A 12,693-nucleotide genomic window follows, 5' to 3' on the forward strand; every position below is an offset into this window, starting at 1 on the left:
AGTATATACTATTCAAAAAATGGATGAAGGGCTACCTCTCATGCCTGTTGTCTTTTTTTCATTGTGTACAAATAACATATATCAGAAAATTCTGTTACATATGTCTCAAATGGAAAATTAACGCTTGGCTTGAAGCATTACTTTTTATGCAAAGCTAGTGAGGAAATTATAAAATTTTGCAGCTGTGGATAAACTTACTAAGTTATTTAGCCACGTCCGGCTCCAGCGCCCAGCAACTAGGCGACTTCACGAATCGCCCTACGATAAGTCATCATTGGTTCGTCAACACCGTCTCACCATGATTCCTAAAACTTTAGTCGTTTCGTTCCATTCGCTACGTTGCTAACCGGGCGCTTGCGCCTTTGTTCTACTATAGGAAAGTATAAGTTTTAAGGTTATAGTATAAGAAAAACTACAGCTTCCTCCATTTGGCGGTAAACTAAGTTTTACTAATATAAAGTATGAAATAGTACAGTTTTTCTTATAAATAAGACTATGGATGATTAATATTTGCTGAAGAAAGTCTACAAGGGGCGACCTTACTTTTTCATGAATAGTTAAGTTTTCCTAATAATGGAATGTAGACTCGCCTGTATAAAGAGTATCTATGTTTGAATGTGTCTAGATCATGACACTTATACGATGCAGGAAGTATGTGAAAGGTGTATCTATCTTAGCGATCAAGGGTTACAACAAATGGAGACAATGTAAAGCATAACTTGCATGTGAAAGTAATTTTGAGTACAATTTTAAAGATGCAACTAAACAAAAGGAGTGAACGGCGCATGGGAAAAGTATTTGTACTTGATCACCCATTAATTCAACATAAACTAACGTACATAAGAGATAAAAACACGGGTACTAAAGAGTTTCGTGAGCTAGTCGATGAAGTCTCCATGCTTATGGCATTTGAAATTACACGAGACCTTCCTTTACAAGAAAAAACGATTGAAACGCCAGTAATAGAAACCAAAGCAAATGTACTAGCAGGCAAAAAAATTGGTTTAGTACCTATTCTGCGTGCAGGATTAGGGATGGTAGACGGAATGCTTGATTTAATACCTGCTGCTAAGGTAGGTCATGTTGGGCTTTACCGTGATCCTAATACATTACAGCCAGTTGAATACTATATAAAATTACCTTCTGATATTCATGAGCGTGAATTGATCGTTATCGACCCTATGTTAGCGACAGGTGGTTCGGCAAATGATGCTATCCATTCATTGAAAAATAGGGGAGCAAAGCATGTAAAGTTGATGTGTTTAATAGCTGCACCAGAAGGCGTAGAAGTAATTAAGCAAGAGCACCCTGATGTTGATATTTACTTAGGTGCGATGGATGAAAAGTTGGATGAAAAAGGCTACATTATTCCTGGATTAGGAGACGCTGGCGATCGACTTTTCGGGACAAAGTAGTCGACAAATTTACGTACAGGATAGCAAGATAAGCTTTTTTTCGGTACAATAGATGGAAATGACAATACATTCTGGAGTGAACATATAATGACACGTAATCGGATAAAAGTAATGACGATTTTTGGAACCAGGCCAGAAGCTATTAAAATGGCTCCGCTCGTTCTCGAGTTGAACAAGCGCAGTGAGGAATTTGAATCCATTGTCACTGTGACTGCACAACATCGTGAAATGCTAGATCAAGTGTTGGATATTTTTGACATTACCCCAGATTATGATTTGAATATTATGAAGAAGCAGCAAACACTAGCGCAAATTACTACAAGAGCGTTAGAGGGGCTGGACGAAGTAATGAAAAAGACGCAGCCTGATATTGTGCTTGTTCATGGAGACACAACTACTACGTTTGCTGCTTCTCTTGCTGCATATTACAACCAAATTGCAGTAGGTCACGTAGAAGCTGGTCTAAGGACGTGGAATAAGTACTCTCCTTATCCAGAAGAAATGAATCGCCAATTAACCGGGGTTATGGCAGATTTACACTTTGCTCCAACGGAAAAATCAAAAGCGAATTTATTACAGGAAAATAAACCTAGTGAACGAATTGCTGTTACAGGAAATACAGCTATTGATGCACTGAAAACTACGGTAGATCCTTCGTACACGAGTCCAATTTTAGATCGTATAGCAGGAAAACGACTTATTCTAATGACTGCACATCGGAGAGAGAACCTAGGGAAAAATATGCAGCAAATGTTTAGAGCAATTAAACGTTTAGTGGAAACGCATGATGATGTTCACGTTATTTATCCAGTACACTTGAATCCTGTTGTGAAACAAGCAGCAGATGAGATTTTAGGAAATGATACACGCATTGACCTAATTGAACCTTTGGGTGTCGTTGACTTTCATAATTTCGCGTCACGTGCACACTTAATATTGACAGATTCTGGTGGTGTACAGGAAGAAGCACCATCGCTTGGAGTTCCTGTCCTTGTTTTAAGGGATACAACAGAGCGTCCAGAAGGCATTGAAGCTGGAACGTTGAAATTAGCTGGAACAGAGGAAGAGCCTATTTATCAAATGGCAAATGAATTGTTAACGAATAAACAATCTCATGAGAAGATGGCAAAAGCGTCCAACCCTTACGGTGATGGACAAGCCTCCCGCAGAATTGCTGATACAATTGTGGATTATTTTGATAAATAACAAATGAAAAAAGAGTTGCTGTGAATGCCCAGCATCTCTTTTTTGTATTATACAAAAGTATAAAGGTTATTTGGCCTTATAGTATAAGAAAAGCGACAGCGTTTTTCCGTCATAAAGCTTTGGCGGTATGCGTAGTGTTTTTCATATCGGTTGCACTTAAACAGCGTAAATGGGTATTAGCTCTTATATGCACGTATATTTCCCTTTCTTTCATCAAATCCTACTTATTAAGGAGAGGATGCTATGCGTGTACGAATAATGATTATTAGTATGATTGTCGTGATAATGACATTTATTTCTATAGGTGTTACTAGCTCAGGAGAACAGTTGAAAGAGAAGCAAGAAATGAATGAAAAAGCAGTTATTATTGAAGTAAAAGGTAATCCAAAAGATCATCAATTGTTTTTGGAGAATCATTATCCCTCTATTCAAGTGGTGGCAGTGTATACAGAATTGTTTAACGGTCTTGCTTTAAAGGGAGATAAAAGACAACTGGAGCGAATGGGGTCGCTAGAGTTTGTGAAAACCGTTCACTCCGTTCATAAATATGAAACAACAACGAACCAATTGAACCAACCGAACGATAAAAACGCCATTTTTCCTTTTGATTTAAATAATACAACATATACGGGTAAAGGTGTTAAAGTGGGCGTGATTGATACTGGAATAGATTATAACCATCCAGATTTACAGACGAATTACAAATCAGGGTATGATGTAGTTGATTTAGATAATGATCCGATGGAAACAAAGCCGCAACAAGGAAAACCGACATTACACGGTACGCATGTTGCTGGCATTATTGCTGCTAACGGAAATTTAAAAGGCGTAGCCCCTGATGCTGAGTTATACGGTTATCGCGCGTTAGGTCCAGGAGGAAGTGGTACTTCGGTACAGGTGATTGCTGCTATGGAGCAGGCGATAAAAGATGATGTGGATATCATTAATTTGTCTTTAGGTAATCAAGTGAATGGGCCAGATTACCCGACAAGTGTAGCTGTAAATAAAGCTGCTGAATTAGGTGTTGCTGTTGTTATAGCGAATGGGAATGCAGGGCCTGGGGGATGGACTGTTGGCTCACCTGCGACAGCAAATCACGCATTATCCGTTGGTGCTGCCAGTCATCAACAACAAGTCCCGTATTTATATGCTCGATGGGAGGATAAGCGTATTTCTATACAAGAAATGGCAGGCGCACCGTCGTGGCTGCTTGATACATTTTATCCCATTAAGCATGCAAACAAAGGTGCAAATGTAAAAGGGAAGATAGCTCTCTTTCAACGAGATGAAACTCCTTTTGTAGAAAAAGTGGAACAAGCTCAAGCTGCAGGTGCTAAAGCCGTGATTATTGCAAACAATGAAGAAGGACCTCTACACGGGGATGTATCTACTGCAAAAAATGCTGTTCAGATTCCGGTTGCTACTATATCGAAGCAGGATGGTGCGTGGTTGGAAGAATATTTACAGTCAGATCGTCTTCACTTAGATACGAAATACGAAAACAAAGCTTCTTCTATTGCCCCATTTAGTTCAAGAGGGCCAGTCACTATTAATTGGAATATTAAACCAGATGTTGTTGCGCCTGGGACGAATATTGTAAGTACAGTTCCTGGTGGTTATCAAGCTTTACAAGGAACGAGTATGGCCGCTCCTCATGTAAGTGGTGTCATTGCATTAATAAAAGAAGCTAGACCTGAATGGACGAATCAACAAATATATGGAGCGATTAAAACGACAGCGTTACGAATGGAAGTAAATCAAAAACCGTTACATCCTACCATTCAAGGAATGGGCCTCATTCAACCTAAAGAAGCTATAGAAGCGGGGACAATTATAGATGATCCACAATTAACGTTTGGTAAAGTTCAGGGGAACAGTGAAGTGAAAAACGAACAAATTATTATAGAAAATAGGACAAAAGAAGAACAAACGTATTATTTTGACATTCCATGTAAGCAACGCGGGATAAGTTGGAACTTACCACAAGCTGTAACGATACCTGCGAATGAAAAAAAACAACTTTCTATTGGAGCAAGAATAACATCTCAACAGTTAGAAGAAGGCGTTCATCAAGGTTGGCTCACGTTAAAGCAAAGCAGTACAGTACATCATTTGCCGTATTTATTTGTAAATCAGAATGCGGATAATCCAAAGGCGATGGGGTTTGAATTTGCATTAGAGCCTTTATCGAATGATACATTTTCGTATCACTATTATATGACAGAGCCAGCCACAAAAGTACAAGTGAATTTGTATGATCCAGACACGCTTGTATTCGATAGACAGCTTATAGAGGATACGGATGTAGCGGTAGGGATGAATGAAGGTGAATTAAATGCGCGAAAAGTAGGGAAGGCAGGTTTTTACTATGCAGTCGTTTCCGTAGAACTTAACACAGGGGAAAATGCAAGTTATGAAACAATGGTATATGTTCCTCCGAAGTAGAGATAAGCGTTGATTTTGCACTATAGGAAAAGGCTTTATCATATAAGTAAAAGGAAGAGTTCTCGTCATAAGCTTGATGGTAAGCCTAGGTGTTCTAAGGGTTCCTTCGTTCACAAATTTGTCACGTTTTAGACACGGAATATACACTATACTAGGAAGAGGGATTTTTTATTCTTTGGAGGTTAAAAATCTTATCTTCTCCTTTGCAAATTATGCTTGAAACCAATTGACATTAAGGGGTCCCTCATGTAAACTTGCTTAGTGTGGAAAGGTAGTGGCTTCATAAATATTAACGCTTTCATTTCGGGTTTGCTACTTACCTGTTCATTTGTTCACATAAACTTCATAGTAAAGTGAAAAAAGCTGTAGTATACTATGTAGATGGATCTTTTTTTACATACGAATTTCTTAAGCTTTAGTAGTTTAAAGCGTAAAGCTATAGCTGAATAGGCAGAACATTTTGCGTATGTACATGCTGTATTATGGGCAAGGGAAGAGGGAATTATGTCGGAATATAAAATAATGGTTGCACGACAGCGGAAATGGATGCTCTATCTGCTTGCAATTTTTGTTATAGGAGCTGGCTTTACACCGTATGTACAGATCTTTCTTGGTTTGTTACTAGGCACATCTATCAGCTTTTATAACTTGTATTTACTCCAGAAGAAAGTAGATCTGTTTGGCGAGGCTGTGACGAGTAATCAAAAAGTAAAAACATTAGGAACACTATCGCGTATGACTGCCGCAATCCTTGCCATCTTAATTGCCATTCGGTTTGATGCCTACTTTCATATTATCGCTGTAATTATTGGATTAATGACATCTTATCCTGTCATTATGATAGATTTTGCTCTAAGTAACTTTAAACAATCGCACAAGAAGGAGGGGTGAACAACGTGAATCATACTGCGCCAATAGCACATGACCTATTTGGTATTTCCTGGTTCGACGTCAACTTGGCGAATCTTTTCATGGTAGCTGTTTCTTCAGCCATCGTGTTTATACTTAGTGTCATTGCAAGTCGAAAGTTGCAAATGAGGCCAACTGGTTTGCAAAATTTTATGGAATGGATCGTTGAATTCGTGAAAGGGATTATTAGCGATACCATGGATTGGAAAACCGGTAAAATATTCCTCCCGCTTGGTTTAACATTAATAACCTATATCTTAGTTAGTAATTTGCTAGGAGTAGCCACAGTAGGAGTAATTGGTCATGATTTATGGTGGAAATCGCCGACGGCTGATGCAACATTAACATTAACATTATCAGGTATGGTTATTTTATTAACCCATTTTTATGGAATCAAGATTCAAGGTATGAAGCATTATTTGAAAGGCTATGTTAGTCCTGCGCCAATTATGCTCCCTTTTAAAATTATTGAAGAGTTTACCAATACGTTAACGTTAGGTCTTCGTCTATTTGGTAATATTTATGCTGGGGAAGTGTTGTTAGGGCTGCTAGTAGGACTTGCAGGATCTAATGCTCTTGGTTTTCTAGGTGCAGCATTACCTATGCTTGCATGGCAAGGATTCAGTGTCTTTATTGGTGGAATTCAAGCCTTTGTATTTACAATGTTAACAATGGTGTATTTGTCTCATAAGGTGAGCAGTGACCATTAAATAAAAACATAAAAAAATAGGTTTATAATAAAAGGAGGAAATAGGAATGGAAGCTTTAGCAGCAGCAATAGCAATTGGTTTGGCAGCGTTAGGCGCTGGTCTTGGTAACGGGATGATCGTTAGTAAAACAGTAGAAGGGATTGCTCGTCAACCAGAATTAAAAGGTTCATTACAAGGTACAATGTTTATCGGGGTAGCACTAGTTGAGGCGATTCCTATTATCGCAGCGGTAATCGCATTTATGGCTATTTTTATGTAAACTATCATAATTTAACATGGCGAGGATTAGCTAAACAGTCTTCGCCATTCCTTTATGGGGTTTAATCGCAAAATAGTTTGAAGTTGTTACCGATCACGAAAGGAGTGAGATTAGTGTATTCATACATCGATGTTTTATCCGTAGGTGCCAGCGTTGGAGGCTTAAGAGTAATCGATATGGCGATTCAATTATTTTTCTTCCTTCTTCTACTATACTTAGTAAAGAAATTCGCTTGGGGCCCAGTTATTAATATGATGCAAAAGCGTGAAGAATATGTAGCTAATGAAATAGATGCAGCTGAAAAAAGCCGTGCTGATGCTGAAAAAGCTTCTCAAGAAGCACAGGAACGCTTAAAGCAAATGAAACAGGAAGCACAAAAGATTGTGGATGATGCAAAAGAGGCTGGTCAAAAGCAAGAGCAAGAAATTATTCGAGCAGCTCGCGAAGAGGCTAATCGCCTTAAAGAATCTGCCCAAGCAGACATCCAAAATGAAAAAGAAAAAGCATTACAAGCATTACAGGATAAAGTTGCATCATTATCAGTATTAATTGCAACGAAAGTGATTGAAAAAGAAATCGATGAGAAAGATCAAGAGAAACTGATTAATGAGTACATTAAAGAGGTAGGAGAAGAGCTATGAGTAATGAAACAATAGCGAAGCGTTACGCGGATGCTCTTTTCCAACTTGGTCAAGAAAAGTCTCTACTTGAAGCGTTGACTCAAGAGTTGAAAGTAGTCAAAAAAGCTTTTCAGGACAATAAAGATCTTTATACATTCCTCATGCATCCACGTATTAGCAATGCGAAGAAACAACAATTTTTGCAAGATGTATTTCAACAGGCGCATAAAGAAGTGGTGAATATATTAAATCTGCTTGTGCAGCGTCATCGAATTGATTTACTTCCGGCAATTATTGATCATTTTATTCGGCTAGTAAATGATGCAAAAGGAATTGCAGCTGCAACCGTCTATTCTGTAAGAGCATTATCGGAGGAAGAATGTCGGGAATTGGAGTCAAGCTTTGCCAAGCGTTTTGATAAACAGGCAATCGAGCTAACAAATATTGTTGATCCTTCCTTAATCGGTGGCATGAAAATACGTGTTGGCAATACGATTTATGATGGCTCCGTTAGCGGTAAGCTGAAAAGAATTGAGCGAAATATTGTAACTGCAAACAAATGAAGATAGGGGTGAAATGGTATGAGCATCAAAGCTGAAGAGATTAGCAGTCTGATTAAACAGCAAATTGAAACTTTTGATACAGATATTGAAGTTAGCGATGTCGGCACAGTAATCGAAATCGGTGACGGTATTGCTCGTGCTCATGGTCTAGATAACGCGATGGCCGGGGAATTACTTGAATTCTCTAATGGCGTGATGGGCTTGGCGCAGAACTTAGAAGAAAGTAATGTGGGGATTGTTATTTTAGGTCCTTACAGTGAAATAAAAGAAGGCGATGAAGTACGTCGTACAGGACGTATTATGCAAGTACCTGTTGGAGATGAATTAATTGGTCGTGTGGTTAACCCACTAGGACAACCATTGGACGGTAAAGGTGCGATAGAAGCAACGAAAACACGTCCGATTGAATCTCCTGCACCCGGGGTAATGGATCGTAAATCTGTTGACGAACCATTACAAACAGGTATAAAAGCGATTGATGCGCTCGTACCAATTGGTAGAGGGCAACGTGAATTAATTATCGGTGACCGACAAACAGGTAAAACAACGGTTGCGGTGGACACCATCTTGAACCAAGCAGATCAAGACATGATTTGTATTTATGTGGCGATTGGTCAGAAAGACTCTACTGTACGAAGCACCGTGGAAACATTCCGTCGTTATGGTGCTTTAGATTATACGATCGTTGTTTCAGCTGGTGCTTCTGATCCTGCTCCATTATTATACTTAGCTCCTTATGCAGGTGTTGCTATGGGAGAAGAATTTATGTATAACGGTAAGCACGTGCTTGTAGTTTATGATGATTTGTCCAAACAGGCTGTAGCTTATCGTGAGCTTTCATTACTTTTACGTCGCCCGCCTGGACGTGAAGCATTTCCTGGTGACGTATTCTACATTCACTCTCGTTTATTAGAGCGTGCGGCTAAGTTAAGTGATGCAAAAGGTGGCGGTTCTTTAACGGCGTTACCATTTGTTGAAACACAAGCTGGTGATATTGCTGCCTATATTCCAACAAACGTTATTTCCATTACAGACGGACAAATTTTCTTACAATCAGATCTATTTTTCTCTGGCGTTCGTCCAGCGATTAATGCTGGTTTATCCGTATCACGTGTTGGTGGTTCAGCACAAATTAAGGCGATGAAAAAAGTTGCAGGTACTTTGCGTTTGGACTTAGCTTCTTATCGTGAGTTACAAGCATTTGCGCAATTTGGTTCCGATCTGGATAAAGCGACACAGGCAAAACTAAACCGTGGAGAACGCACTGTAGAGATTTTAAAACAAGGATTGCATAAACCAATGGCTGTAGAAAAACAAGTTATGAGTATTTATGCACTCACTAAAGGGTTCCTTGATGATATTGCAGTAGAGGACATTCTTCGTTTCGAAGAAGAAATGAATACTTGGTTAGAGAATAATCGTAAAGAGCTTCTAACTTCCATTCGTGAGACTGGAAAATTACCTGATGAATCAGAAATGAACGAAGCTATTGAAGCTTTCAAGAAAACATTTTTGCCATCTGAAGGTTAATGTATATAATAGCGCGTAACCTTTTATGAGAAAGGGCGGTGAACGAGCTTGGCATCACTTAGAGAGATTAAAGGTAGAATAACTTCTACGCAAAAAACGAAAAAAATCACCTCTGCCATGCAGATGGTTTCAGCTTCTAAAATGGCAAAAGCAGAGCAAAATACAAAAGCTTTTGAACCTTACAGTAAAAAAATTCAAGAAGTGATGGCACATATTGCAAACTCTGCTACAGAGACTACACATCCTATGTTGGAAAAACGAGCAGTAAAACGAACGGGGTATATGGTCATCACAGCAGATAAAGGACTTGTCGGAGCATACAACAGCCACATTTTAAAAGCTCTGTATCAAAGAATTCAACAGAATCATCAATCCAAAGATGAGTACACCATTATAGCCATCGGTAGAATGGGCTATGAGTTCTGTAAAAAGATGGATCTGCCAATTACACAAAGCATTATTGGTATTGGCGATCAGCCTGACTTTGCAGATATTAAAGAAATTGCTTCGGAAACGGTGCAATTATATGTAGATGAAGAAATTGATGAGCTACACATCATTTATAATCATTATGTAAGTGCCATCTCGCAAAAGGTAACGACAACGCAACTGTTGCCGATTACGGATTTAGGAGTGCAGACTACTGATTCTGCCTTTCATGATGAGTATGAGTATGAGCCAAATGAGCAACAAATTCTCGAAGTGCTTTTACCACAATATGCAGAGAGTCTCATTTATGGAGCATTATTGGATGGAAAAGCAAGTGAACATGCGGCAAGTATGACTGCAATGAAGAGTGCAACAGATAATGCTAATGAGCTTATTGATGATTTAACATTGACCTACAACCGCGTGCGTCAAGCTGCAATTACACAAGAAATAACAGAAATTAGCGGAGGAGTCGCCGCGCTTGAATAGGCTTCTTCGGTGGAATTTAGGAAAGTATGTTAGGAGGGAAATCGATGAGCAAAGGACGTATTACACAAGTAATGGGACCTGTCGTTGACGTTAAATTCGCTGATGGACAGCTTCCCGACATTAACAATGCGATTATTGTTAAAATACCTGATGAATCATCTAATGAAATGAAAGAGCTCACCTTGGAGGTTGCGCTTCATTTAGGTGATAACAGTGTCCGTACCATTGCAATGTCATCAACGGATGGCTTAAGACGTGGTTTGGAGGTTGTTGACCAAGGAAGCCCGATTTCGGTTCCTGTTGGCGATGTAACATTAGGTAGAGTATTTAACGTACTCGGAGACAATATTGACTTGGATGAACCGTTGGACTCAGGTGTGCGTCGTGATCCAATTCATCGTCAATCACCACAATTTGAAGATTTAACAACGGAAACAGAAATTTTGGAAACAGGAATAAAAGTAGTCGACTTACTTGCACCTTATGTAAAAGGTGGAAAAATCGGTTTGTTTGGTGGAGCCGGTGTTGGTAAGACAGTACTTATTCAAGAGCTTATTAATAACATAGCACAAGAGCATGGTGGTATTTCTGTGTTTGCCGGTGTTGGTGAACGTACCCGTGAAGGTAATGATCTGTACTATGAAATGAAGGATTCTGGTGTTATTTCTAAAACAGCGATGGTGTTTGGTCAAATGAACGAACCACCTGGTGCGCGTATGCGTGTAGCCCTAACTGGGCTAACGATGGCAGAGTATTTCCGTGATGAGCAAGGGCAGGATGTATTGTTATTTATTGATAACATCTTCCGTTTTACACAGGCAGGTACAGAAGTATCTGCACTACTAGGACGGATGCCTTCTGCGGTTGGTTACCAGCCAACGTTAGCAACAGAAATGGGACAATTACAGGAACGTATTACATCTACGAAAAAAGGTTCTGTTACATCAATCCAAGCTATTTATGTACCTGCTGATGACTATACGGACCCTGCACCAGCAACAACGTTTGCGCACTTAGATGCAACAACAAACCTTGATCGTGGTTTATCAGAACAAGGTATCTATCCTGCGGTGGATCCGTTAGCTTCCACTTCGCGTGCATTAGACCCAGAAGTTGTTGGACAAGAGCATTATGACGTAGCCGTGGAAGTACAGCAAACATTACAACGTTATCGAGAACTACAAGATATTATTGCGATCTTAGGAATGGATGAGTTAAGTGATGAGGATAAACTCGTTGTGTCTCGTGCACGTCGTATTCAATTCTTCCTTTCACAAAACTTCCACGTTGCAGAACAATTTACAGGTCAACCAGGTTCCTATGTTCCTGTTGAAGAAACAGTAAAAGGTTTTAAAGAAATATTAGCTGGAAAATACGATGATCTACCAGAAGATGCCTTCCGTTTAGTAGGGCGTATTGAAGAAGTAGTTGAAAAAGCAAAAAGCATGGAATAAGAGGCTTGATAGGAATGAATCCTATTCATACTTGCAGGTTGATGAATACGTATTATGCATTGACCGCCTTCATGTTAAGCTAAGGAGGGGTTGCTTTGAAAACACTAACGGTGAGTGTTGTTACTCCTGACGGTCCAGTACTAGAAGATAGCTACGAGATGGTGAGTTGTAAAGCAGAAAGCGGAGAATTGGGTATTTTACCTGGCCACATTCCTTTAGTTGCACCATTGTCCATTAATGCAGTTCGTTTGAAACGTGAAAATCATGTAGATAAACTAGCGGTTAATGGTGGTTTTATGGAAGTGCGTCCAGATAAAGTGACGATTTTAGCGCAGTCTGCAGAAAAACCATCTGACATTGATATCGATCGTGCCGAGCGTGCAAAAGAGCGTGCGGAACGCCGTCTCCAATCAAAACAAGATGATATTGATACGTTAAGAGCAGAACTAGCTCTCAAAAGAGCTATCAATCGCTTAAGGGTAATAAGATAATTTGAGAAAAGGAGCTGTCGCAAAATGCATATTATGCATTTGCTGTCAGCTCCTTTTTATATATGAGATTGCTCGTTTTAAGATGCATTATTTTATTTATGGTGATAAAGGGAAATTTAATCGGTTTTTGACGCACTTAAATAAGCCTCGCCTTTTTTTATTTTTTTAAGCTG

The 12,693-nt window shown here is 39.3% G+C and carries 12 protein-coding genes; all 12 read left to right on the plus strand.

Annotation, left to right across the window (positions count from 1 at the left end):
* The first annotated feature begins 785 nt into the window (after positions 1-785).
* Complete coding sequence (gene upp / locus HLX49_RS15835; protein WP_077706416.1) at positions 786-1,415, plus strand: uracil phosphoribosyltransferase; 630 nt, start codon at positions 786-788, stop codon at positions 1,413-1,415.
* A gap of 87 nt (positions 1,416-1,502) precedes the next feature.
* A complete protein-coding gene (gene wecB, locus HLX49_RS15840; RefSeq protein ID WP_077706415.1) occupies positions 1,503-2,621 on the plus strand; it encodes a non-hydrolyzing UDP-N-acetylglucosamine 2-epimerase in 1,119 nt (372 codons plus the stop codon).
* 243 nt (positions 2,622-2,864) lie between these two features.
* On the plus strand, positions 2,865-5,066 hold the full coding sequence (locus HLX49_RS15845; RefSeq protein ID WP_296363109.1) for a S8 family serine peptidase: 2,202 nt from the start codon (positions 2,865-2,867) through the stop codon (positions 5,064-5,066).
* 504 nt (positions 5,067-5,570) lie between these two features.
* On the plus strand, positions 5,571-5,957 hold the full coding sequence (locus HLX49_RS15850) for an ATP synthase subunit I (protein ID WP_077706414.1): 387 nt from the start codon (positions 5,571-5,573) through the stop codon (positions 5,955-5,957).
* Positions 5,958-5,962: 5 nt separating this feature from the next.
* Complete coding sequence (atpB, locus tag HLX49_RS15855; RefSeq protein WP_077706413.1) at positions 5,963-6,685, plus strand: F0F1 ATP synthase subunit A; 723 nt, start codon at positions 5,963-5,965, stop codon at positions 6,683-6,685.
* 46 nt (positions 6,686-6,731) lie between these two features.
* Entirely contained in the window at positions 6,732-6,944 is a 213-nt protein-coding gene (atpE, locus tag HLX49_RS15860) for a F0F1 ATP synthase subunit C (RefSeq protein ID WP_077706412.1), read from the plus strand.
* A 113-nt stretch (positions 6,945-7,057) separates the two neighbouring features.
* The gene (atpF, locus tag HLX49_RS15865) at positions 7,058-7,585 is read left to right on the plus strand and encodes a F0F1 ATP synthase subunit B (protein ID WP_077706411.1); all 528 of its coding nucleotides are present in this window, start codon (positions 7,058-7,060) and stop codon (positions 7,583-7,585) included.
* On the plus strand, positions 7,582-8,127 hold the full coding sequence (locus tag HLX49_RS15870) for a F0F1 ATP synthase subunit delta (RefSeq protein ID WP_077706410.1): 546 nt from the start codon (positions 7,582-7,584) through the stop codon (positions 8,125-8,127). Before atpF ends, HLX49_RS15870 begins: the two co-directional genes overlap by 4 nt.
* 18 nt (positions 8,128-8,145) lie before the next feature.
* Positions 8,146-9,657: a F0F1 ATP synthase subunit alpha gene (gene atpA / locus HLX49_RS15875; protein WP_077706409.1), complete on the plus strand. Its 1,512-nt coding sequence runs from the start codon at positions 8,146-8,148 to the stop codon at positions 9,655-9,657.
* A 48-nt stretch (positions 9,658-9,705) separates the two neighbouring features.
* Complete coding sequence (gene atpG, locus HLX49_RS15880; RefSeq protein ID WP_077706408.1) at positions 9,706-10,575, plus strand: ATP synthase F1 subunit gamma; 870 nt, start codon at positions 9,706-9,708, stop codon at positions 10,573-10,575.
* A gap of 44 nt (positions 10,576-10,619) precedes the next feature.
* Positions 10,620-12,029, plus strand: a complete 1,410-nt coding sequence (gene atpD / locus HLX49_RS15885) for a F0F1 ATP synthase subunit beta (RefSeq protein ID WP_077706407.1) — start codon at positions 10,620-10,622, stop codon at positions 12,027-12,029.
* Between the two features lie 95 nt (positions 12,030-12,124).
* Positions 12,125-12,520 (plus strand): F0F1 ATP synthase subunit epsilon, encoded by a 396-nt coding sequence (locus HLX49_RS15890; RefSeq protein WP_073009289.1) that lies wholly within the window; start codon positions 12,125-12,127, stop codon positions 12,518-12,520.
* Positions 12,521-12,693 lie beyond the last annotated feature (173 nt).

This window comes from Virgibacillus sp. (genome assembly GCF_013393565.1).
In the GTDB taxonomy this organism is placed as follows: Bacteria; Bacillota; Bacilli; order Bacillales; family Amphibacillaceae; genus Virgibacillus; species Virgibacillus dokdonensis.

Excerpts from the sequence above, each read along its gene's own strand:
- HLX49_RS15845 (WP_296363109.1), top strand. The coding sequence starts at position 2,865 with ATGCGTGTACGAATAATGATTATTAGTATGATTGTCGTGATAATGACA.
- wecB (WP_077706415.1), top strand. The coding sequence starts at position 1,503 with ATGACACGTAATCGGATAAAAGTAATGACGATTTTTGGAACCAGGCCA.
- atpD (WP_077706407.1), top strand. The coding sequence starts at position 10,620 with ATGAGCAAAGGACGTATTACACAAGTAATGGGACCTGTCGTTGACGTT.
- HLX49_RS15850 (WP_077706414.1), top strand. The coding sequence starts at position 5,571 with ATGTCGGAATATAAAATAATGGTTGCACGACAGCGGAAATGGATGCTC.
- HLX49_RS15870 (WP_077706410.1), top strand. The coding sequence starts at position 7,582 with ATGAGTAATGAAACAATAGCGAAGCGTTACGCGGATGCTCTTTTCCAA.
- atpE (WP_077706412.1), top strand. The coding sequence starts at position 6,732 with ATGGAAGCTTTAGCAGCAGCAATAGCAATTGGTTTGGCAGCGTTAGGC.
- atpA (WP_077706409.1), top strand. The coding sequence starts at position 8,146 with ATGAGCATCAAAGCTGAAGAGATTAGCAGTCTGATTAAACAGCAAATT.
- upp (WP_077706416.1), top strand. The coding sequence starts at position 786 with ATGGGAAAAGTATTTGTACTTGATCACCCATTAATTCAACATAAACTA.